The organism is Variovorax sp. GW821-FHT09D04, assembly GCF_059416405.1.
On record NZ_JBWKPA010000001.1, the window covers coordinates 209,980 to 232,880 of the forward strand.

At 70.7% G+C, this 22,901-nt stretch carries 14 protein-coding genes and 2 pseudogenes; 5 read left to right on the forward strand and 11 right to left on the reverse strand.

The window, feature by feature from the left end; all coding sequences use genetic code 11:
• Nucleotides 1-6: 6 nt before the first annotated feature.
• The 7 genes from AC07O4_RS00995 to AC07O4_RS01025 all read right to left on the reverse strand — a co-directional run bounded on the left by AC07O4_RS00995 (nucleotide 7) and on the right by AC07O4_RS01025 (nucleotide 14,985).
• The gene (locus tag AC07O4_RS00995; protein WP_495303496.1) at nucleotides 7-7,059 is read right to left on the reverse strand and encodes an SDR family NAD(P)-dependent oxidoreductase; all 7,053 of its coding nucleotides are present in this window, start codon (nucleotides 7,057-7,059) and stop codon (nucleotides 7-9) included.
• Complete coding sequence (locus AC07O4_RS01000; RefSeq protein ID WP_495303497.1) at nucleotides 7,059-12,323, reverse strand: amino acid adenylation domain-containing protein; 5,265 nt, start codon at nucleotides 12,321-12,323, stop codon at nucleotides 7,059-7,061. Before AC07O4_RS01000 ends, AC07O4_RS00995 begins: the two co-directional genes overlap by 1 nt.
• A 5-nt stretch (nucleotides 12,324-12,328) precedes the next feature.
• The gene (locus AC07O4_RS01005; RefSeq protein WP_495303498.1) at nucleotides 12,329-13,030 is read right to left on the reverse strand and encodes a 4'-phosphopantetheinyl transferase family protein; all 702 of its coding nucleotides are present in this window, start codon (nucleotides 13,028-13,030) and stop codon (nucleotides 12,329-12,331) included.
• Complete coding sequence (locus tag AC07O4_RS01010) at nucleotides 13,008-13,754, reverse strand: thioesterase II family protein (protein WP_495303499.1); 747 nt, start codon at nucleotides 13,752-13,754, stop codon at nucleotides 13,008-13,010. The genes AC07O4_RS01005 and AC07O4_RS01010 overlap by 23 nt, the downstream gene beginning before the upstream one ends.
• A 5-nt stretch (nucleotides 13,755-13,759) precedes the next feature.
• Entirely contained in the window at nucleotides 13,760-14,008 is a 249-nt protein-coding gene (locus tag AC07O4_RS01015; RefSeq protein WP_495271778.1) for an MbtH family protein, read from the reverse strand.
• Between the two features lie 159 nt (nucleotides 14,009-14,167).
• The gene (locus tag AC07O4_RS01020; protein ID WP_095950828.1) at nucleotides 14,168-14,413 is read right to left on the reverse strand and encodes a FecR/PupR family sigma factor regulator; all 246 of its coding nucleotides are present in this window, start codon (nucleotides 14,411-14,413) and stop codon (nucleotides 14,168-14,170) included.
• Between the two features lie 38 nt (nucleotides 14,414-14,451).
• Complete coding sequence (locus AC07O4_RS01025; protein ID WP_159270813.1) at nucleotides 14,452-14,985, reverse strand: sigma-70 family RNA polymerase sigma factor; 534 nt, start codon at nucleotides 14,983-14,985, stop codon at nucleotides 14,452-14,454.
• A gap of 175 nt (nucleotides 14,986-15,160) precedes the next feature.
• Here AC07O4_RS01025 and AC07O4_RS01030 point away from each other — a divergent pair, with 175 nt between their 5' ends.
• The 5 genes from AC07O4_RS01030 (at nucleotide 15,161) to AC07O4_RS01050 (ending at nucleotide 18,494) form a co-directional block, all read left to right on the forward strand.
• Nucleotides 15,161-16,009 (forward strand): ParB N-terminal domain-containing protein, encoded by an 849-nt coding sequence (locus tag AC07O4_RS01030; RefSeq protein ID WP_495303500.1) that lies wholly within the window; start codon nucleotides 15,161-15,163, stop codon nucleotides 16,007-16,009.
• A gap of 352 nt (nucleotides 16,010-16,361) precedes the next feature.
• On the forward strand, nucleotides 16,362-17,078 hold the full coding sequence (locus tag AC07O4_RS01035; protein ID WP_495303501.1) for a hypothetical protein: 717 nt from the start codon (nucleotides 16,362-16,364) through the stop codon (nucleotides 17,076-17,078).
• Nucleotides 17,075-17,599, forward strand: a complete 525-nt coding sequence (locus tag AC07O4_RS01040; RefSeq protein WP_062469903.1) for a GTP-binding protein — start codon at nucleotides 17,075-17,077, stop codon at nucleotides 17,597-17,599. The genes AC07O4_RS01035 and AC07O4_RS01040 overlap by 4 nt, the downstream gene beginning before the upstream one ends.
• Nucleotides 17,600-17,647: 48 nt before the next feature.
• Nucleotides 17,648-18,031 (forward strand): roadblock/LC7 domain-containing protein, encoded by a 384-nt coding sequence (locus AC07O4_RS01045; RefSeq protein ID WP_062469906.1) that lies wholly within the window; start codon nucleotides 17,648-17,650, stop codon nucleotides 18,029-18,031.
• Between the two features lie 103 nt (nucleotides 18,032-18,134).
• The gene (locus AC07O4_RS01050) at nucleotides 18,135-18,494 is read left to right on the forward strand and encodes a hypothetical protein (RefSeq protein WP_070062428.1); all 360 of its coding nucleotides are present in this window, start codon (nucleotides 18,135-18,137) and stop codon (nucleotides 18,492-18,494) included.
• A gap of 55 nt (nucleotides 18,495-18,549) precedes the next feature.
• On the opposite strand, the gene AC07O4_RS01055 is transcribed toward AC07O4_RS01050, so the two are convergent.
• From AC07O4_RS01055 to AC07O4_RS01070, 4 genes and pseudogenes are all read right to left on the reverse strand, one after another.
• Entirely contained in the window at nucleotides 18,550-19,791 is a 1,242-nt protein-coding gene (locus AC07O4_RS01055; protein WP_095746313.1) for a dienelactone hydrolase family protein, read from the reverse strand.
• A 51-nt stretch (nucleotides 19,792-19,842) separates the two neighbouring features.
• A pseudogene (locus tag AC07O4_RS01060) lies at nucleotides 19,843-20,331 on the reverse strand (flavin reductase family protein); the annotation flags it as partial.
• Between the two features lie 9 nt (nucleotides 20,332-20,340).
• Nucleotides 20,341-21,576: pseudogene (locus AC07O4_RS01065) on the reverse strand (styrene monooxygenase/indole monooxygenase family protein); the annotation flags it as partial.
• Nucleotides 21,577-21,589: 13 nt separating this feature from the next.
• Nucleotides 21,590-22,837 (reverse strand): styrene monooxygenase/indole monooxygenase family protein, encoded by a 1,248-nt coding sequence (locus tag AC07O4_RS01070; protein WP_070062425.1) that lies wholly within the window; start codon nucleotides 22,835-22,837, stop codon nucleotides 21,590-21,592.
• Nucleotides 22,838-22,901: the final 64 nt, after the last annotated feature.

Below are 22,901 nucleotides of genomic sequence, written 5' to 3' on the forward strand. Positions count from 1 at the left end.
TTTCAGTCATGCACCTTGCTCATCGGCCAGGCGGGACTCGGTGCCGCGCGCGCCGTCGTCGAGCGCGGCGCGGTCGAACATCGCGCCCATCGCCACCACGATCTTTCGCGGGCCCTCGAAGGGGTCGCGTGCATGGGCGGCGAGCATGTTGTCGAGCATCACCACGTCGCCCTGGCGCCAGTCGAAGCGCACGGCGCAGGCCTCGTAGGCCTCGCCGACGATGGCCATGGTCTCGTCGGCGATGGGCGAGCCGTCGCCGTAGGTCACGTGGCGCGGCAGGCGCTCGACACCGCCCATGGCCAGCAGGTCTTCGCGCACCTGCGGCTCGAGGCAGGCGACGTGGTGCAGCTGCACCTGGTTGAAGAACACGCGCTCGCCGGTCAGCGGGTGGCGGATCACGGCCGGGCAGCGGGTGCGCGTCTGCAGCGTGCCGCCGTCGAACCAGCGCCATTCGATGCCGGCAGCGGCCAGGCGCGCCTCGACGTCTTCGCGGCGGTCGGTCTTGTAGAAGTCCTGCCAGCTCACGTCCAGGCCGGGCGTGAAGGTGCGCACGTACTGCAGCCCCTTGCGCTCGAAACCGGCGACCACCTCGGCCGGCAGACGGCGCAGCATCTCGCGGCAGTCGACGATGGGCGTGGCGCCGCCCACGGGCGACGGCAGCTCGCAGAAGAACCACTGCTTGCGCGGCCAGCGGTCCAGGTGCGCGCTCTCGTTGTGGAACAGGATCATCTGGCGCTCGGGGTACGGCGTGGAGCGGTAGGTCTTCTTGCCGCCCTCCTTCTTCGGCAGGTCGCCGTAGCTGCCGTACAGCTCGGGCTCGATGGCCTCGGCAAAAGCCTCGAAGTCCTGCGGGGTCTTCAGGCCGAAGTCGCGGAACAGGATGCCGCCGTGCTTCGCGACCAGCATCTCGATGTAGTCGGCCTGGCCCTTGGCCCAGGCCACGGTGTCGAGCTCGGGGCTGGTGGCCTGCAGCACGATGGGAAATTCGGCGCCGGGCTTCAAAAACGAGGTCTGCACGGCGGGCCGCGCGGCGGCGCGCACGGGCGCGCGGCCGGCGCCCAGGGCGTCGAGCTTTCCAATTTTGCCGAGCTTGTCCAGTTTCGAGGCCGGGCGGACGTTGGGAGCGTTTGTCATGGCGATGGATTCCTCCGAGGGCATGGGGGCCAGCGCGTCAATCGGCTGGCCGGGTGTGGCGACGATCCGCTCCAGCAGCGCATGCCACGAAGCGGTGAAGGTTTCGACGGTCTTCCGCCGGTAGAGGTCGGTGGCGAACACCCACTCGGCGGTGAGCGCGCCGTCGTGTTCGCTGGCGAACACCGCCAGGTCGAACTTGGATTCGTTCATCTGCTGGGGCAGCACCTGGACCTCGGCGCCTTCGATGGCGAACCGGATCTCGGGTGTGTTCTGGAGCACGAAGAGCACCTGCACCAGCGGGTTGCGGTCGCGCGCACGCGGCACACCCGACAGCTCGACGATGCGGTCGAAAGGCACGTCCTGGTGGTCCATCGCGGCCAGGGTGTCGGCCTTGGTGGCAGCCAGCCATTGCGCGAAGTCGGCACCTGTCTTCGCACGGCGCGAGCGCAGCGGCACCACGTTGACGAAGAAGCCGAGCAGCCCTTCGAGGTCCGGGTGGCCGCGGCCCGCGACGTCGGTGCCGATGACGATGTCGTCGGCGCCCGAGGCCTGGTGGAAGAACAGGAAGAACGACGACAGCAGCAGCGTGAACAGCGACGTGTCCGACGCTCGCGCGAGCGCGGCCAGCGATTGCGACAGCGCCGGCGACAGCGTGAGCCGCACCGAGTCGCCGGCATGCGTGGGCACGGCCGGGCGCTGGTGGTCGGGTTTGATGCCCGAGGTCTGTGGCGCGCCCGCCAGCCGCTCGCGCCAGAACGCGGCCTTCGGCGCGAAGCCGTCGGAGGCCAGCGCGCGCGCATACCAGGCGGCATAGTCGGCGTACTGCACGGGCAGCGGCGCCAGTTGCAGCGGCTGGCCGCGCCGTGCGCGCTCGTAGAAACCGGCCAGCTCGCGTGCGAACACGGCGATCGACCAGCCGTCGAACACGATGTGGTGCACCACGAGCACCAGCACATGCTCGCGCGCGGCCATGCGCACGACGGTGGCTTTGATGAGCGGGCCCTCGGCCAGCGCGAGCGGTGCGCGCACCAGTTCGTCGAACAATGGGCCGTAGCGCGCGCTGTCGTCGAGTGCGATCACGGGAATGTCGAGCGGCGCGCCGGGGCGCACGACGGCCATCGGCTCGCCCTCGTCGTCCTCGGTGAAAACGGTGCGCAGCACCTCGTGGCGCGCAACGATCGCGTCGATGGCGGCGCGCAGCGCGCCGATGTCGAGCTCGCCGTGCAGCGCGAGGCCGGCCGACATGTTGTAGGCCGCGCGGCCGCTGCGGTTGGCGGCGTCGGTGAGGCGGTCGACCAGCCAGAGGCGGCGCTGCATCGGCGACAACGGCAGCGCGCCGCCGCGCGCGACGGGCGTGATCTCCATCGCGCTGCGCTGCGGCGCGGCGGCGGTCGAGGCGACGCCGAGCCGCACGGCCAGGCCGGCGATGGTCGGCGCCTTGAAGAACTCGCTGGGGTGCAGCTCGGTCGCGTAACGCTTGCGCACGCGCGACAGCAGCTGGATGGCGACGAGCGAATCGCCGCCGAGTTCGAACAGGTTGTCGTCCACGCCGATGGGCGCGATGCCCAGGCGCTCGGTCCACAGCGCGGCAAGCGCGGTCTCGACCTCGCCCTGCGGCGCGACGAACGGGGTCTGCAGCGCGGGCCGGGGATGGGCCGCGCCCGCGGCGGCGGCCGGTGCCTCGTCGCCGAGCAGGTCGAGCATGCCGTTGTCGAGCGGGCCCAGGCGTGTGGCCAGGTCGGCGGTCGAGATGACGGTCTGCGCGCGCGCCGGACCGTTGACGATGCGCTCGAAGACGCGCGCGCCTTCGGGGCCGTCCATGCCGATGTCGTCGGGCACGTCCATGTGCGCGGCCATGCCCAGGCCGCGCCAGGCGTCCCAGTTGACCGAGAACACCGGAAACGCGCCGAGTCGTTCGTGCGCGACGGCCACGGCGTCGAGGTAGGCGTTGGCGGCGGCGTAGTCGCTCATGCCCAGGCCGCCGGCCACGCTGGAGATGGACGAGCACAGCAGCACGAAGTCCAGCGGCTGGCCGCGCAGCGCGTCGAACAGCACGCGCGTGCCGTGCACCTTGGTTGCGAACACGGTGTCGACCTGCGCGCGCGTGCGTCCGGCCATCATGCCGCCGCCCGCATCGCCGGCCGCGTGCACGACGCCGTGCAGCGCACCGAAGCGATCGTTCGCCTGCGCGAGGGCGGCGCGCACCGCGTCGACGTCTGACACGTCGGCCGACACGGTGAGCACCTGTGCGCCGAGCGCTTCGAGTTCGAGCAGTTGCTGCAGCCGCGCCTTCAGATCGGCGGGTGTGCTGTCGGCCGCCACCAGCGCCGGCCAATCCGCGCGCGCCGGCAGCGCCGTGCGGCCGAGCAGCACCAGCCGCGCCTGCCAGTGCACGGCCAGGTGCTTCGCCAGCGCGAGGCCGACACCGCCCAGGCCGCCGGTGACAAGGTAGACGCCCTCGCGGCGCAGGCGCGGCTGCGCAGCGGCGGTCAGTGTTGCGGGCTCATAGGTCTTGATCCAGCGGTGCGCGCCACGGCAGGCCACGAGCGGCTCACCGGGCTCGGCTTGCAGCGCCGCGGCCTCGACCACGATCTGCGCGACCAGCCGGCCTTCGGCGTCGCTTTCGGGCGCGGGCAGCACCACGTCGATCACGCGGCAATGCACGTGCGGGTATTCCTGGCCGATCACCTTGCCGATGCCGCGCAGCGTGGCCTTCTCGGGGCACAGCGGCTCGGTGCCGGTGACGTCTTCGAGCTGGTTGGCGACGACGGCGAGCGGCAGCGTGCGCTCGCCCGCGTCGAGCGACTGCACGAGCGCGAGCAGGCTGAAGAAGCTGCGCTCGAGCAGCTCGGCCTGCGGCTGTTGAGCGGGCAGCGCTTCGTCGAGGCTCCAGAGGTGGTAGATGCCGGCGATGGCGCCGAAGTCGGCCGCGATCTCGGCCTGCAGGCGCGCGTGGTCGTCGCGCGCGCCGGGGCGCAGCGTCCAGTGGCCGTGGCCCGTGCGCGCGAAGGCGCTACCGCGCTCGGCCAGCACCACGGTGCGGCCCTGCGCACGCAGCTGGCGCACGAGGTGGCCCGTGAGGCTGCGGCTGTCTCCGAGCACGAGCAGGCAGCCGCCGGTATCGGTCGAAGGCGCGACGACCAGCGGCTCCGTGCGCTGCCACGAGGGCACATAGAACGCGTCGGCGTTGGTGCGCTGCGGCGCCTTCGCACCACGGGGCGCTTCGACCCAGTAGCGGCGGCGCTGGAACGGATACGCCGGCAGCGGCACGCGCCGACGCGCGGCGCCCGCGTGGCAGGCAGCCCAGTCGATGTCCACGCCCGCGACCCACAGCTGGGCCAGCGTCTGCGCAATCTGCTGCGCGTTGCGTGCCTGCTGCTGCGGATGCGCCTGGCTGGCGAGCACGCCGGCGGCGGTGTCGGCCAGCGGATGCTGGCGCGCCAGGCCCGCCAGCGTTTCGCCGGGACCGACCTCAAGCAGCACGCGGCCCGGCACCTGCAGCAAGGCGCCCACGCCGTCGGCGTACTGCACGGTGCCGCGCAGATGGCGCGCCCAGTAGGCGGGGCTCATGGCGTCTTCGGGCGTGATGAGCTGGCCCGTGACGTTCGAGACGAAGGGAATCGTCGGCGGCCGGCGCGGCACCGAGGCGATGAGCGCCTCGAGCGGCGCGAGCAGCGGCTCGGTCATCGCCGAGTGCGAGGCGATCGACACATGCAGCCGGCGCGGCAGGTGGCCCGCCGCGCGCAGCCGCGCCTCGGCGGCCTCGACCGCTTCGCGCGGGCCGGAGATCACGCTCAGCTGCTCGGCGTTGGCGGCAGCGAGGTCGCAGCCCGGCGCCAGGAAGGGCGCGAGCGCGGCTTGCGACAACGGCACGGCGGTCATCGCGCCGGGCGGCATCGACTGCAGCAGGCGTCCGCGCAGGGCCGCGACTCGCAGCGCATCTTCGAGGCGGAACACGCCCGCCAGGCAGGCGGCGACGTACTCGCCCAGGCTGTGGCCCATCATCACCGCGGGCCGCACGCCACGGCGCATCCACCACTGCGCCATCGCGTAGGCGACGACGAAGAGCGCGGGCTGCGCGAGCGCGATGTCGAACAGCCGCGCGTCGGCCTCGGCTTCGCCGCCCAGTGCGGGGAACAGCACGGTGCGCAGGTCGAAGCCCAGCTCGGGCTCCAGCAAAGCGCAACAGCGGTCGATGTCGTCGCGGAAGGCCGCGTCGTCCTCGTAGAGCGCGCGGCCCATCTGCGCATGTTGCGTGCCGCCACCGGGGAAGAGGAAGACCACCTCGGGCGCCTGCGCGGGCGCGGCGCGCACGGCCAGTCCTTCGCCCGCCGAGAGCAATTGCACGGCGCCTTCGGCATGGTCAGCTACCACGGCGCTGCGGTGCTCGAAGACGCGGCGGCCCGCCTGCAGGGTGTGGGCGACGTCGGTGAGCGGCAGTGTGGGGTGCGCGCGCAGGTGCTCGGCCAGTTGCTGCGCGGCTTGTCGCGTTGCGGATGCGCTGCGGGTCGACAACGGCAACACCTGCCAGCCGGCCGTTTCGGTGGCGGTGGCCACGGGCGGCGCCTCTTCCAGCACGACGTGCACGTTGGTGCCGCCGATGCCGAAGGAGCTGACACCCGCGCGGCGCGGCGTATCGCCCTCGGGCCACGGGAGCGCCTCGGTGTTCACGCGGAACGGGCTGTTCGCGAAATCGATCTGCGGGTTCGGTTGCTCGAAGTGCAGGCTTGGCGGCAGCGTGCGGTGGCGCAGCGCCAGCGTCGCCTTGATGAGCCCGGCCACGCCGGCTGCTGCGTCGAGGTGGCCGATGTTGGTCTTGACCGAGCCGATGGCGCAGTAGCCGCAGCGCCCGCCATCGCCGCCATCCGCACGGAAGGCCTGTGTGAGCGCGGCCAGCTCGATCGGGTCCCCCAGCGTGGTGCCGGTGCCGTGCGCCTCGACATAGCCGACCGTGTGCGCGGGCACGTCGGCCATCAGCTGCGCCGCGCGGATCGCGCCGGCCTGGCCTTGCACGCTCGGTGCGGTGAAGCCGATCTTGTCGGCGCCGTCGTTGTTGGCGGCCGTGCCCTTGATGACGGCATGAATGGTGTCGCCGTCGCGCAGCGCATCGGCCAGCCGGCGCAGCACGACGATGCCCGCGCCGCTGCCGATCACCGTGCCCGCGGCCCGGGCGTCGAAGGCGCGGCAGTGGCCGTCGGGCGAAAGGATGGCGCCGTTCTGGTAGCGGTAGCCGCCGTCCTGCAGCAGGTTGAGCCACACGCCGCCGGCCAGCGCCATGTCGCAGTCGTGGCTCAGCAGGCCCTGGCAGGCCAGGTGCACGGCCACCAGCGAAGTCGAGCATTCGGTCTGCACGCTCAGCGCCGGGCCGCGCAGGTCGAGCTTGTAGGCCACGCGCGTGCACAGCGAGCCGGCGGAGTTGCCGCTCATGAGGCCCAGCATGTCGGCGATGCCGGTGCCCGCGTCGATGCCGACGGCGGGCAGCAGGTGCTTCATGAGGTAGAGGTTGGGCCCGTCGCCCGCGTAGACGCCGACGGGCGCCCCGCCCTTCGGGCCATCACGCCCCACTGGCCAGCCCGCATGGTCCATCGCCTCCCAGGCGCATTCGAGAAAGATGCGCTGCTGCGGATCGAGGTGCTCGGCCTCGCGCGGCGAGTAACCGAAGAAGCCGGCGTCGAAGCGGTCGAAGCCGTCGAAGAGCACGCCGGCCTTCACGTAGTCGGGATCGGCCAGCGCGCGCTCGGGCACGCCGCGCGCACGCAGCTCGTCGTCGCTGAAGACGGTGACCGACTCGACGCCGTCGCGGATGTTGCGCCAGAAGGCGTCCACGTCGGGCGCGCCGGGGAAGCGGCCGGCCATGCCGACGATGGCGATCTCGAGGCCCGTGGTGTCGGGGGAAGAAGGCGGGGTGTCGTCTTGCGCGTGCATCAGAGGGTTCTTTCCGTGGGTCGGCGGCGTTGCAGCAGGGCGGCGCGCTGTTGCTGCGCGCGCTGCTTCGCCTGCGCGGCGTCGTCGGTGGCGGCAGCGGCGGGGCCACGCCCCTTCTGCTCGATGTGACGGGCGAGCGCGCCGACGGTCGGGTACTTGAAGAGGTCGACCACCGCCAGGCCCGGCTGCAGGCGGTCTTCCACCAGCCGGTGCATGCGGATCACGAGCAGCGAGTTGCCGCCGAGGTCGAAGAAGTTGTCGTGCAGGCCGACCTGCGCGACCTTGAGCAGCTCGGCCCAGATCGCGGCCAATGTTTGCGCGACGTCGCCGCGGGGGGCTTCGTAGCCTGGGGTGCCGGCGGCCGCCGGTGCGGGCAGCGCGCGGCGGTCGACCTTGCCATTGGCGCCGAGCGGGAAGCTGTCGAGCACCATCAGCGCCGAAGGCACCATGTAGTCGGGCAGCGCCTGCGCCAGCTGCGTCTTGAGCGTGGTCGCGTCGAGCGATGCGCCTGCAGCGGGTGCGACGTAGGCCACGAGCGACGGGCCCGCTGCGCCCTCGTGCAGGCACACCAGCGCCTCACGCACGCCGGGCTGCTCGCGCAAGCGCGCCTCGACCTCGCCAAGTTCGATGCGGAAGCCCCGCACCTTCACCTGGTGGTCGAGCCGCTCGAGGTACTCGAGCTGGCCGTCGGCACGCCAGCGCACGAGGTCACCGGTGCGGTACAGGCGACCGCCGGCCCCGTCGAAGGGATCAGCGACGAAACGCTCGGCCGTCAGCGCTGCGCGCCCGAGGTAGCCGCGCGCGAGGCCGTCGCCGCCGAGGTACAGCTCGCCGGGCACGCCCTGCGGCACGGGCTGCAGATCGGCGTCGAGCACATGGGCGGTGCGGCGGCCGACCGGGCGGCCGATGGGGGCGTAGCCCTGCACGATGGCCTCGGCGTCGGCGGACCACAGGGTCGGCGTGATCACGGCCTCGGTCGGGCCGTAGGCGTTCACGATGCGTGCAGGGTGCAGCACGCGACGGACCAGCGCGAGGTCTTCGCCGGTCCAGGCCTCGCCGCCGAAGAGCGCGAGGCGCACGGCGTGGTGGAACGGCGGCTGGTCTTGCAGCAGCTGGCGGGCGTAGGCCGGCGGCAGGTCGACCACGCTGACGCAGTGGCGCTGCAGCAGGGCGTCGAGTTCGCTGGCGAGCGAGCACCACTGCGGCTGCAGCACCAGCGCGGCGCCGGTGGTCAGCGGCAGCAGGCACTGCTCGATGGCGGCATCGACATGCGGCAGCGCGAACTGCAGCGAACGATCGCTCGCCGTGAAGCCGCAGGTGTCGGCCATGGCCTGCAGATGCATCGACAGCGCGCCGTGCGCGACCGCCACGCCCTTGGGGCGGCCGGTGGTGCCCGAGGTGTGGATCACGTAGGCCTGGTGGTGATCGTGCAGCGCGACTTGCGGCGCCTCGTTCGGTTCGTCGTCGAGCGATGCGTCATCGACCGTGATGCGCGTGACGGGTCCGTCCACCGAGCTGTGGCTGCCGGTCAGCAGCAGCGCGGCGCCGCTGTCGGCCAGCAACTCCGACAGTCGCTGCGGCGGGTGCGACGGGTCCATCGGCAGGTAGGTGCCGCCGGCTTTCAGCACGGCGAGCAGGCTGACGACGCGATCGACCGGGGCATCGACGGCCACGGCGACCGGCGTGTCGGGCCGCACACCGTGGCGCAGCAGGCGGTGCGCAAAGCGGTTGGCGCGGCGGTCGAGGGCGGCGTAGGAGAGCTCGGTGTCGCCTGCGATCAGCGCGATGGCATCAGGTGCGCGGCGGACGTGCGCTTCGAACAGGCGATGCGCGGGCGTCGCGGCGGATGCGGGCGATGGGCCCGTGCCCCAGGTGTGCAGTCGCGCCTGCTCTTCGGCAGCGAGCCACGGCGCATCGCCGATGGCGCGGGCCGGGTCGGCCGTCAGCGCGTCGAGCAGCGCGCGGTAGTGTGCGGCCATGCGCGCGACGGTCTCCTCGTCGAACAGCTCGGCCGCCGTGGTGAAGACCGCACGCACCTGGCCGTCGGCGCGCTCGCGGATGTCGAGCGCGAGTTCGCACTGCGCGGCGCTGTCGTCCATGCGGTACTCGTCGACCGCCAGGCCCGGCAGGCCGCGCAGCACGGCCGTGTCTTCGCGCAGCAGGTTGAACATCACCTGGAACAGCGGGTTGTGGCTCAGGCTGCGCTGCGGCTGCAGGGCGTCCACGAGCTGTTCGAACGGCAGGTCCTGGTGCGCCTGTGCGCCGAGCGCGGCCTCGCGGGTCTGGGCCAGCAGTTGCGCGAACGGGGTGCGGCCGTTCAGCGTGGCGCGCAGCACCTGCGTGTTGACGAAGAAGCCGATGAGGCCCGTGGTCTCGGGGCGGTGGCGGTTCGCGACCGGCACGCCCACGCGCACATCGGGCTGGCCCGTGTAGCGATGCAGCAGCGCCTGGAAGCCCGCGAGCAGCACCATGAACAGCGTGGCGCCGTGCGCCTGCGCGGTGGCGTGCAGGCGGGCGACGAGGGCGGCGTCGAGGTCGAAGGCATGCGCGGCGGCGCGGTAGTTCGCGACCGCATGGCGGGGGCGGTCCGTGGGCAGGGCCAGCACGGGATGGTCGTTGCCGAGCTGGGTGCGCCAGTAGGCCAGCTGGCGTTCGGCCTCGCCGGCGGCGAGCCAGTCGCGCTGCCAGGCGGCGTAGTCGGCGTACTGGATCAGTGGCGTGGCGAGCGACGGCGTCTCGCCCTTCGCGTGCGCCGCATAGGCCACGCCGAACTCGTCGAGCAGCACCTGCAGCGAGGCGCCGTCGGACACGATGTGGTGCGTGACGATCGCGAGGATGTGGTGCGCGTCGCCGAGCTGGAGCCAGGCCGCGCGCAGCACGGGGCCGGCCACGAGGTCGAAGGGCTCGGCCTGCAGCTTGCGCGCCTGCGCGGCGGCGGCGCCTTCACGGTCGCCGTCCGGCAGCGCGCGCAAGTCGATGTGGGCGAGCGCCAGCGGCGCCGCCGGCAGCACCTGCTGGTCGACCGTGCCGTCGGCCGCCGAGCGGAACACGGTGCGCAGGCTCTCGTGGCGCGCGAGCAGGCCTTCGAGCGCCGCCTTCATTGCGTCGGCATCCAGCACGCCCGACAGGCGCAGCGCCACGCCCACGTGGTAGGCGCTGTTCTGCGGATCGAGTTGCCAGAGGAACCACTGGCGCGCCTGCGCATGCGACAGCGCGAGCAGCCCCGTGCGGCGCTCGGCCGGCAGGGCCAGGATCGGCTGGTGCGCGCGGCGCTGGCCGAGCGCCCGCACGCGCCGCAGTTCGCGCGCGAGGTCGCCCAGGCGCGGCTGTTCGAACAGCGCGCGCAGCGGAAAGTCGATGTCCCAGCGCTCGCCGATGCGCGCGGCCACCTGCGTGGCGGCGAGCGAGTTGCCGCCGTGGGTGAAGAAGTGCGCATCGCGCGCCAGCGGCCGTTCGGCCGGGCGGCGCAGCACCTCGTGCCAGATCGTGGCGAGGGCCTGTTCGACGTCGTCGAGTGCGGCTTCGGTTGTCCCGACTGCAGGGGCGCTGCCGCCCAGCACGAACACGCCGTGTGCGTAGATGGCATAGGCGTCGGCCGTGCGATCGATCCATCCCTGGCGGCAGGCGCCGCGCTGCAGCTTGCCGCTCGTGGTCTTGGGCATGCCGCCGGGGTTGAGCAGCATCACGACCGACAGCGGCTCGCCGCACTGCTCGCTCACGGCCGCGCTCAGTGCCTCGACCAGCACCTCGGGCCGCACCAGCTTCTGGATGCTGCGCGACACCTCGGCCGCGAGGCCGATGCCCTCGCCCTCCGCCCCCTCGACAGCGAAGGCCGCGACGCGGCCCTTGCGCACGGCTTCGACCTCGCGCTCGACTTCGCGCTCGATGTCCTGAGGGTACAGGTTGTGGCCGCGCACGATGATCATGTCCTTGATGCGGCCGGCCACATAGAGCTGGCCGTCGTGCACGAAGCCCAGGTCGCCGGTGCGCAGCCAGCGCGTGCCGTCGTGCTCGACGAAGGCCTTCTGCGACACCTCGGGCTTGTTCCAGTAGCCGCTGCCCAGGCTCGGGCCCGAGGCCCAGATTTCGCCGACGGCGCCGTCCGCGCACACGCTCAGCGTGGTGGTGTCGACGATGCGCACCGCGTGGTGCGTGACGCTGCGGCCGCAGCCCACGAGCATGCCGCCGCCCTCGTCGCGTACCACGGCGCCTTGCGCCAGGCGCGCCTTGTCGAAGGCGTGCGCGACCATGCCGGTGCCGCGGTGTCCGCCCGCGACGAACAGCGTCGATTCGGCGAGGCCGTAGCAGGGGTACACCGCCTCGGCCGGAAAGCCCGCGGGCGCGAAGCGTTGCTGGAACGACCGCAGCGTGTCGGCGCGCACCGGCTCGGCGCCGGAGAACGCGAGGCGCCAGGACGACAGGTCGAGTCTTTCCAGTTGCGCGTCGGACACGCGGTCCAGGCACAGGCGGTAGGCGAAGTCGGGCCCGCCGCTGACCGTGGCGCGCAGCCGCGAGACGGCTTCGAGCCAGCGCACGGGCCGCTCGAGGAAGTAGCGCGGCGACATCAGCGCCACGACCGCACCGCGATGCATCGGCTGCAGCAGGCCGCCGATGAGACCCATGTCGTGGTTCAGCGGCAGCCAGGTGACGAAGGTGTCGCTCGTGCAGACGGAAAGGCCCTCTTCGATCGCGCGCATGTTCGCCATCAGGTTGGCGTGCGTGACCATGACGCCCTTGGGCGCCGAGGTGGAGCCGGAGGTGTACTGCAAGAAGGCGATGTCGGTGGCGGCCGGCGTGTGCGGGCGCCATGCGTCGGCACCGGCGGCATCGATCTCGTCCACGGCGATGAGCGTGGCCTGCGCGAAGGCATCGGCCACGCCTGCCATCGCATCGCGGATGGCGGCGTGGGTCAGCACGCAGCAGGCACCCGCGTCGGCGGCGATGCCCTCGAGCTTGCCCAGGTGGCGCTTGCGCGTGGACTCGGGCGGGAACACCGGCACGGCAACGAGGCCCGCATAGAGGCAGGCGAAGAAGCTCACGACGTAGTCGTCGCTGTTGTCCAGCATGATGAGCGCACGGCCGCCGGGCGCGAAAGCCTGCTGCAGGTGCGCCGCGAGACCGCGCACGCGCGCGTCGAGGGTGCGGTAGCTGATGGGCGTGTCGAGTGCGGCGCCGTCGCGGTCGGTGATGGCGATCAAGGCGATGTCGTCGGGGCGCTGCGCGGCGAGGCTGCGCAGGTGGGTCACGAAGTCCACGGGATGCATCGGGTTCACAGGGGTTGTTCCTTGGTGTGCCAGGCCAGCGCGGCGGCATAGCCCGGCGGCGCGGACAGCACCATCGCTTCAATGCCGGCCCACGCGGGCACGGCGCAGTCGACGGCAATCGCGCCGTGGGCGTCGGGGTGGATGCCGACGCTTTGCAGGTGTTCGGCCATGCCGACGCCAGCGGCTTTCAACACAGCTTCCTTGCCGACCCAGCGTCGGTAGAAGGCGCGTGGCAGGTCGGCGTCGCTGCGGATTTCGCGCTGTTCGCGCGCGGTGAAGGCCATGGCGAGCAGCGCATCGGCGTCGGCCATGAGGTCGCGCGCGCAGGCTTCGATGTCGACGCCCACGCAGCGCATGCGCACCGGGTCGGCCAGCGCGATGAGCGCGTGGTCACCGGCGTGCGAGATGTTGAAGAGGGGCACGGCGTTGTCGCTGCCGGCTTCGACGAAGGGCTTGCCGTGTGCGTCGGCGCGCAGCGGCACGTCCGCCGGACGGCAGGCGAGGCGCTGCGCGATCAGGCGGCGCACGGCGGCGCGGGTGTGGGCGAAGCGCACGCGGTCGGCGCGGCGGGCGAAACGGTGGGCGCGTGCGTGTTCGTCCGGCGTGAGATCGGCCCAGGCATCGCCGTCCTCCGTCGCAAGGTCGAGGTCCAGGCGGTGCAACGCGATGCCCGGCGGCAACGGGTCACGCCAGGGCACGAGCCGCATCGATGCCTCCTGCCGCCATCACCGCCGGCGCAAGGTGCCGCGCCAGCGCAGCCAGCACGGGAGTCTCGTGCTGGCGGATGAAGAAATGGCCGCCCTCAAACCAGTCGAGCGTGAAGCGCGCGTGCGCGGTCTCGGCGGCCCAGGCCTGCATGCGCCACGGCGCGATGTCGTCCTGGCGGCCCCCCAGCACATGCAGCGGCACGGGCAGCGGCGCAGGGTCGGCGTGCACGAAGCTGCGGCACAGGCGGTAGTCGGCGCCGAGGGTGTCGAGCGTCATGCGCAACAGCTCGGGGCTGTCGAAGAGTTCGTCGGGCGTGCCGCCCTGCTTGCGCAGGTCGGCGATGAGGGCTGCGTCGTCGGTGATGTCGAGAAAGCGGTCAGGGTCGCGCTGCGAAGGCGCTGCGCTGCCAGAGACGATCAGCGCGCCCGGCAGCGGGCGGTGCTGCTGCCGCTGGTGCTGCGCCATGCCCCAGGCCAGCAAGGCGCCCATGCTGTGGCCGAAGAGCGCGTAGCGGCCGCGCAGCAGGCCTTCGTGCTCGGCGCACAGCTGCGCGACCATGCGGTCGAAGCTGTCGACGAAGCGTTCGCCCAGGCGCCCGCCGCGGCCCGGCAGCTCGACCGGCACGACCTCGATCCAGCGTGGCAGCGCACGCCGCCAGCGCAGGTACATGGTGGCGCTGGCGCCCGCGCAGGGCAGGCACAGCAGGGGCAGCGAGGCCTGCATGTGCGTCAGGCGGAGGCGGACGCGTTGTCGCTCTGCTGCTGCGCGGCCATCCAGTCGCGCAGCGACTTGGGGCGCATGTCGGTCCACTGGGCTTCGACGTAGTCGAGCACGGTCTTCTTGTCGCCCTTGACGCCGTCGACAGCGCTCCAGCCGCCGGGCACGGCCTTCCAGTGCGGCCAGATGGAATATTGCGCTTCGTGGTTGACGAGCACGATGAAGGTCTCGTCCTCGCGGTCGAAACAGCTGGTAGACATGGGCGGTCCTCTTGGTAAGTGCAATGACGGGCAGGGTTTGCCCTTGCGATACAAGACGCGCCGCGAGGCTGGGTGTTTAGTCCCGCATGCATCCAGACCGTGCACGGCTGCGCCGCGGCGAGGGCCGCTGCAGGAGCTGCGAAAAAAAGAGGGAGCGGGCTAGCGGGCCGCGTCTTCGGCGTCCGGCGACGGGACGTCGTGCGCAGGCGGCACCAGGCCGACGAGCAGCCAGAGGCGGGCCGCCTCGGCATAGGTCTGGCGATGGGCGGGATCGGCGGCGAGCCAGTGCGCGAGCTCGGCGCTCGCGACGGCATCGAGCTCGCCCTCACCGGCGTGCTGGCGGCGGACCCACGCCCAGGCGGTCTGCCAGGTGGGGTCGCTTTGCGTGTCGTTGGGGCTGCTCATCGGCGGCCATCGTAGCGCCGATGCGGTGCGTCGGAAAATCAGCCGGCTTGCACGAGGTAGCGGCAGCTTTCGAGCGCGGCGTCGGCGTCCTTGATCATGAAGTTCACGAGCGTGGCGGAGCAGCCCAGGCGCGTGGCGATCTCGCGCTGGGTCAGGCCGCCGAGGCGGTTGAGTTCGAACGCGAGGCGGGTGCGCGGCGGTAGAGCCTCGAGCACGCGGTCGATGGCCACCAGCGCCTGCCGGCCGCCGAGCACGCGGTCGGGCGCGTCGTTGCTGCTGGGCGGGCTCACGAGTTCGACGTCGTCGCAGTAGGTGCGGTAGCTGGCCTCCACGGAATGGTGGCGGTGGTAGTCGACCGCCACGTTGCGCACCACCTGGCAGCAGTAACCGAGCGGCTTGCGGACATCGCGCACCGAAGCGCCGTCGGCGAGCTTCAGGTAGGCGTCCTGCAGCACTTCGTCTGCGAGGTCAGCGGTGCGGACGATCTTTTGCGCGACGCGCTGGAGCTGGGCACGGTTCGCGATGAAGACCTCCCCCAGCGTGGGCGCGGACGGGGAAAGCGACAGATCCATGGGTACTCCTGAAGTGTTCAAGGGCAAAGATGCAAATAAGAACTATTACCATTTGATGACGCAAGAAGGCCCTGTTTTTCCCGGTGGCGCCTTCTCGTCTCTCTCCCTGTCTAGACGTTCGAGCGGCCGAAACCGAGACACCTAAAATTCCGCCCCTTACATCGCACCCGTACCCATGAACATCGTCGTCAACGAAGAACTCAAAGCCTATATCGATCCCTTGACGCCGGAGGAGTACGAAGCCCTCGAACGCAGCATCCTCACCGAAGGCTGCCGCGACGCGCTGGTGCTGTGGGGCGACGTGCTGGTGGATGGCCACAACCGCTATGGCATCTGCCAGAAGCACGGCCTGCCCTTCCAGACCGTGCAGAACACGCGCTTCAAGACGCTGCAGGACGTGCACCTGTGGATGATCGACCAGCACCTGGGCCGCCGCAGCATCTCGGACTACCTGCGCGGCGTGCTGGCGCTGCGCAAGAAGGACATCGTGGACGAGCGTCGCGCCCGCAGCAGCGCCGCCACGCCGACCACCCCGACCACGGCGGACGACCCGCCCTTCGACGTCGACGATGCGCCCGCTTCGATCTCGGCTCCCGCTTCCGACGAGGCCCTGCCGCCGCCCGTGCCGCTGAACAGCCGCGAGGCCATCGCCCGCGCCGCGCGCCTGAGCAGCAGCCAGGTCGTGATGATCGAGAAGATCCAGAAGCAGGCCGCGCCCGAGCTGGTGGCGGCCGTGAAATCGGGCGTGATCTCGATCAACACGGCCGCGGCCGTCGCTTCCCTTCCCGCCGAGGAGCAGGTGTCGGCCGCCAACGCCGGCAAGGACGAGCTCAAGCAGGCCGCCAAGCGCGTGCGCGAGGCCAAGCGCAAGCCGCGCGAAGCGGCGCCCGACACCGAAGAAGGCGCCGAACCGGCGGCGCTCGACGCCGTGCAGCAACTGCAACAGCGCGTGGCCGAACTCACGGCCGAGAACGCGGACCTGCGCCGGCAAGTGGCCGAGCTGCAGGCGCAACTGGCGCACTGACGCCCCGGCGGGCGCCCTTCTCCCCGCCCGCCGCTTTCACCGCCCCCTCCCTGAAACCTCGCGCGCCGCACTGCGGCCCGCGAGGCTTTGTCGCGTCCGCGACCCACTGAAAACAGTTGTTCGTAATCTTGTGTTTTTATTTGCAACAAGTGTTATATTTTTGACGCCACCTCCAAACAAACACTTTAGTTCTCCCCGCCAGCGTTGCGATCGGCGTCTCCGTCCAACTTCTTACAGTGAGTGCTTAAGTTGCAAAAAGAACGGCGATGCCGCCTCCAATCGGTGTTTTCGATGCGGTTGAACGCAACATCCCACAGCGGCCGGCCGATGGGCACGGTGGTGCGGAGGCTGCATGACGGCCGTTAACACCGTTCCCAAAAGTCAACGCGCCCTGCTGAGCTACAGCGTCGAAGGGCTGCCGCACCGCGAAGAAGTGCTGCTCAAGTCGCTGATCCGGCTGCTCGACCACCGCACGCACCAGAACTGGTCATGGAAGGCCGAACAGGCCGACCTGCGGGTCGTCGGCGACCAGGTCGCCCTTGTCGCCGCCTCGCCCCAACCGGCGGTGCCCACGCTGACCGTGGCCCATGCCGACCCGCAGCGCGGCCCTTTCCTGGCCCTGCCGCTGCACACCGATGCGCTGGAAGTGGCGCTCAACCGCCTCGGCGCGATGGTGGTCCACGCCCGCGGCCTGGGGCTGGCTACGACCGAGGTGCCGATCGGCGAGCACGAAGAATTCCGCATGCTGCGCTGGCCGCCCGCGGCCGTGCTCGAGGCGCCGATCCGCCTGCGGCTGGCAACGCTGATGTCCAACCGGCCGGCGTCGGTGCTGTCGCTGCAGCAGCGCTCGCCCGCCACGCGCCAGGAGTGCGCGGATTTCCTGGCCGATCTGCAACGCGCCGGCCTGCTCGAACGCGCCGCCAGCCCCGGCGTTCTTGTGGCCGCCTCGGCCCCCGACAGCGTCTTTCCCGACAGCCGCTTCCCGGCACCCGCCCGCGAAACCGTGCAGCCCGGCCTGCTCGCACGCATCAGGAACCGACTCGGCTTGCTGCCGTCAGGCCCTCAATGACCGTAGAACACAAGATCCTCTTCACCGGCACCATGGGCGCCGGCAAAACCACGGCCATCGCCGGCGTGAGCGAGATCCCGCCCGTGAGCACCGACGTGCGCAACAGCGACACCTCGGTCGCCAAGGCCACCACCACGGTCGGCCTGGACTACGGCGAACTCACGCTCGACAACGGCGAGAAGCTGCGCCTGTACGGCACGCCCGGCCAGATGCGCTTCGACTTCATGTGGCGCATCCTGGGGCGCGGCGCGCTCGGCGTGGTGATCCTGGTGGACAACAGCCGCCCCGATCCGCTGGCCGACCTGGACATCTACCTGGACGGCTTCGCCGAACTCATTGCGCAGACCGCCTGCGTGGTGGCGGTGGGCCGCATGGAAACGCACCCGAGCCCCGGCATCGACGCCTACGCCCGACGCATGGAAGCCAAGGGCGTCGTGTGCCCGGTGCTGCCGGCCAACGTCACCGATGCGCAGCAGGTCGTGCAGCTGCTGGAACTGCTCCTGCTCCAGCTCGAGGTCTGAACGCAGGACGCCCCCTCTTTTTCTCCTTTTCCTTCCATTCAGGCAGCAATGAACATCACTCCAAGAATCAGGCTTGCAGCGGAATCGGCCATCGACACCCTGATGCGGGAAATCAAGGGCGTGAAGGCCGTGGTGATCTCGACCGAAGACGGCCTGGAGCTGGCCGCGCGCGTCGAGAACACCGCGCAGGTCGCGCGCCTGTCGGCCATCGCCAGTTCACTGGCCGCGCTGGGCGCCGTGGCCGGCGAGGAAAGCCAGCTGGGCCATTGCGACAACGTGGCGATCGAGGCCACGCACGGCCACATCCTGATGCTGCAGGCGCGGCATCCCGAGATGACGCTGATCGTGAGCGTGGTCACCAGCCGCGAAGCCATCATCGGCCAGGTCCTGTACTTCGCGAAACAGGCGACGCAGCTGCTGCAGCACGCCTGACGCCGGGCTTCGGCGCACCACACCCATTCGACACCGGCAGCCGCCCATCCCCTTCGCCCGGGTGGCCGCCGACTTTCAGGGGCGAGGACTAGGAAAGATTTCGATGGCAAATATCAAGCAATCCATGGACGAACTGATGACCTGCGACGGCGCCCTGTGCGCGGCGCTGGTCGATTCGAGCAGCGGCATGATCCTGGGCCAGATCGGCTCGGGCGTCGATCTCGAGGTGGCCGCCGCCGGCAACACCGAAGTGGTCCGCGCCAAGCTGCGCACCATGCGCGACCTCGGCCTGAACGACAGCATCGAAGACATGCTGATCACGCTCGGCAAGCAGTACCACATCATCCGCCCGATGCAGAAGAAGGAAGGCCTGTTCGTCTACCTGGTGCTGGACAAGACCAAGTCGAACCTGGCGATGGCGCGCCGCAAGACGCTCGACGTCGAACAAGGCATGACGGTCTGAGACGCCCGCCGCGTCCCGCGCGGCAGCTTCGCCGCGCGGACGCCTCAGGTTCGCATCAAGCGCGCGTCAGCAGCGTGTTCGACGGCAGCGTCTCGTCGAGCAGCTTGCGCGCCGTTTCCACGCCCGCCACCGGCAGCAGCGCCGCGTCGAGCAGGCCCACCTGCACCAGCACGCTCGCCTGGTCCCAGTAGATGTGCTCGTGGTAGAGCTTGTCGCCGCGGAACTTGATGACCGCGAGCAGCGGGATCTCCACGCGCTTTCCGGTGGGCGCCACGCCGGGCAGCATCCACGGGATCTCGGTGGTGTGGGTGAAGCAGAACAGCATCTCGTCGACCACCTGCGTCGCGCCCACGGTGCGCGAGATCGGCACCAGCGAGGTGTCGGGCGGGTTGCTGTTGACGAAGTGGTTCGTATAGAACGCGTGCAGGTTCTTGTAGCCCACGCCACCGGTCATGGTCGGGATGTGGTTGACGTAGGGCTCGGCCACCATGGTGCCCATGGTGTCGTCGACGTTGCGGGTGCCGAACTCGTACTCGCAGTGCTTGTCCCACAGCGCCGCCAGGTCGTAGTTGGGGCCGATGGCCGACTTCAGCGCGGCCACGCTGCGCTCGTGCGCCATGAGCGCCGAGGCACGGTGGAAGTGCTCGCCGCCCACGCGCGCAAAGGCGTGGTCGACGCCGGGGTACACGTGCACCTCGACGTTCGGCCGGCCGCGCAGCGTCTGCACGATGCGGTCGCGCGCCTCGGGCGGGCAGAAGCCGTCGAGCTCGGCCACGTGCAGCGCCAACTTGCAGCGGATGCGGTCGGCCTCGTCGAGCGCGGCGTCGATGCCGACGCCGTAGTAGCCCACCGCCACGTCCGCGTCGGTGCGGCAGGCCGCCAGGTAGGCGAGCTTGCCGCCCAGGCAGAAGCCGAGCACGCCGACCTTGCCGCCGGGCACCTCGGGGCGCTGGCGCAGCGCGGTGATCGCGGCCTGCATGTCCTGCATGCCGAGCGCCTCGTCGAAGCCCTGGTACAGCGCGAAGGCGCGCTGCCAGTCGTCGGGTGCGTAGCCCAGCTGTACGTCGGGCTCCTGGCGCCAGAACAGGTCGGGCACGAGCACCACATAGCCTTCCTCGGCGTAGTAGTCGGCCACGTCGCGCATGGTCTTGTTGACGCCGAAGATTTCCTGCGCGAGCACCAGGCCCGGGCCGGTGCCGCCGCGCGGCAGGGCCAGGTAGGCGCCGAAGCTGCCGCTGCCGTCGGCGGCCTGGATGCGGATGTCTTGCGACGAGGAGGTGGATGCCTTGTTCTGCATGGGTGTGTGACTCCGTTCAATGCTCAAAGGTGGACGTGGGGAACCAGGGGCTCACTGTACGCACTCCGGATGGCGCGTCGTGACCTGGTAGTAGCCCGAGTGAAAAACCAGCGGCTCGCCGTCGAAGCGTTCGTAGCCTTCGACCTCGCCGATGAAGATCAGGTGGTCGCCGCCGTCGTACTGTCGCACGTTGCGGCACACGAAGCGCGCGAGCACGCCGTTGAGCAGCGGCACGCCGGCCGTGCCTTCGCAGCAGTCGACGCCGCCGAACTTGTCGGCCTGCGGTGTCGAGAACTGGCGCGACAGGTGGTGCTGCGGCGCGGCCAGCACGTTGATCGCGAAGTGGCTCGCGCCGGTGAAGTCGGCCACGCTGGGCGCCTGCCGCGCCAGGCTCCACAGCACCAGCGGCGGATCGAGCGACACCGACGAGAACGAGTTGGCCGTCATGCCCACGCGGCGCCCGTCGAGCGCGCGCGTGGTGATGACGGTGACGCCGGTGCTGAACTGGCCGAGCGCCTTGCGGAAGTCGCGCCGGTCGAAGCGATCGACCGCGGCCTCGCGCGCCTTGGCTTCGAGAAAGCGGTCGGCCTCGGCCGCATCGAACCACCAGGGCGCGAAGTTGCGCGGGTCGTCGAAACCGTTGACCACCGCGCTCGCCACGGCCGGCCTGTGCGTGGCGCTCTGCAGCAGCTTCTGCAGGTGCGGCGCGGGCGGCGTGAGCAGGCTGTGCGTCCAGTCGGTGGCCCAGCGGGCGTAGCCCTCCCAGTAGCGGTCGAAGGTCTGCTGCATCCATGCGGCGTCGAAGGGCGCGTCGCCGTGCTCGAGGATGCGCTTGAGGTAGATGTCGGCCGCCTTGGCCGCGTTGTTCGAGCCCTGCCCCGTGATCGGGTCGTTGAGCACCACCGCGTCGGCGAGCCCCAGCACCTGGCGGCCCGAGGGCAGCGTGGCCACCGGGTGGCGCACCACGGGCGTGACGCGGCCACGCAGCACGCCGTGGTCGTCGGTGAGCTCGATGTGTTCGCAGCGCTCGGCCTCCCACGGCAGGAAGGTGGCAAGAATCTGCTTGCTGCGCGCCAGGTGCTCCTGCGGTGTCTTCACGTCGTCCCAGCAATCCATGGGGCCGCCCGGCACGCCTTCGAACACCATGATTTCGCACGGACCGCTGGTGGTGAGCGCGGGGAACACGAAGTATTCGCCGACACCCGGAATGAGATTGAAGCTCACGGCCGCGAACGGTTCGCGCGGGCGCATGCCCTTCACGTAGGTGAGCGCCAGCGCGCGCTGCGGCGCGTCGAACGGCGAGCGCGCCGCGTCGCGCGGGAACAGCGCCGAGATCTCGCCCTTGCCGCTCGCAACGACCACGAGGTCATGCGTGCGCGCACAGTCTTCCAGCGTGTCGATGTCGGCGTCCTGGTGCACGAGTCGGCCGCCGCGCGCTTCGAAGAGCTGCATCCATGCCGAGATCTTCAGGCGCTGATCGACCGACTGCGCGGGGCCGTCGAGCTTCGCCTCCCACGCGATGGCGCGCTGGCCTTCGGGGCTGCGCACCGACATGCCGATGCCCTCGACCACCGGGCAGGTGTCGGTCCAGCTGTCGAGCCCCAGTTCGCGCTCGGTCTGCAGCGCGGTCTCGAACATGCACTGGCTGGACATCACCGGCCCGTCGAAGATCTCCTGCGCCGTGCGGTTCGCATACACCGTCACGGCGTACCCTTTGGCCCGCAGGCCCAGTGCGAGCTGCATGCCGGACTGGCCGGCGCCGACGATGGCCACGCGTCGTGTCATGGGCTGGCTCCGCCTACGCGGCCGCCGCGGCGGCCGCGCAGGTGTCGAGGTAGCGGTCGGCCTCCTGCGGGTCGGCGAACCACGGGAAGAAGGTGCGCGGATCGTCGAAGCCGTTGGCGATGGCGCTGGCCATCGGCGGCACGGCGCCGGCGCTGCCGAGCAGCTTGAGCACGTGCGGCGGCGGCGGTGCGAGCAGCATGTTGGTCCAGCGCGTGACCCACTGCGCGTAGCCGAACCAGTAGCGGTCGAAGGTCTGCTGCATCCACGGCGCATCGGCCGCGCCCTCGCCGCGCGCCAGGATGCTTTTCAGGTAGGTGTCGGCGCACTTGGCCGCGTTGTTCGAGCCCTGCCCCGTGATCGGGTCGTTGAGCACCACCACGTCGGCCAGGCCGAGCACCTTGCGGCCCGAAGGCAGCGTGGCGATGGGCTTGCGCACGGTGGGCGCGAAGCGGCCGGCGAGGATGCCGTTGTCGTCGGTGAGTTCGATGTCGGCGCAGCGCTCGGCCTCCCAGGGCGTGAAGGTGTCGAGAATCCACTTGCTGCGCGCCAGGTGCTCCTGCGGCGTCTTCACGTCGGCCCAGCAGTCCATCGGGCCGCCGGGCACGCCTTCGAACACCATGATCTCGCACGGGCCCGTGGTGGTGAGCGCCGGGAACACGAAGTACTCGCCCACGCCCGGAATGAGGTTGAAGCACACGGCCGAGTACGGCGTGCGCGGGCGCATGCCCTTCACGTAGGTGAGCGCGAGTGCGCGCTGCGGCTGGTCGTAGGTCGACTTGGCGGCGTCGCGCTCGAAAAGCTTGGAGATCTCGCCCTTGCCGCTGGCCACCAGCGTGAGGTCGTGGCTGCGGGTGCAGGCCTCGAGGTCGTCGATGCCCGCGTCCTTGAAGACCAGCTCGCCGCCCTTCTGCTGGAACAGCGCCATCCAGGCCGGCACCTTCACGCGCTGGTCGACCGACTGCGCGCTGGAGTTCAGCCGCGCCGCCCACTCGATGGCCTTGGCGCCTTTCTGCTCGGGGTGCGGCACGGCGAAGCCGATGCCATCGACCGTGGGGCAGTCGCTGGCCCAATGGTCGAGCCCGAGGTCGCGCTCGACCTGCAGCGCGGTGTGGAACATGCACTGGCTCGACATGACCTTGCCGTGGCGGATGTCGTCCGCCGTGCGGTTGCTGTACATGGTGACCTCGTAGCCTGCGTCCAGCAGACCGAGTCCCAGTTGCAGGCCCGACTGGCCCGCGCCGACGATGGCGATTCGCTTCATGGCTTGCTCCTTCTGTGTTGTCTCGTGGGGGTGTTGTTGTCGATGCGATTCAGAAGGTGTGAAT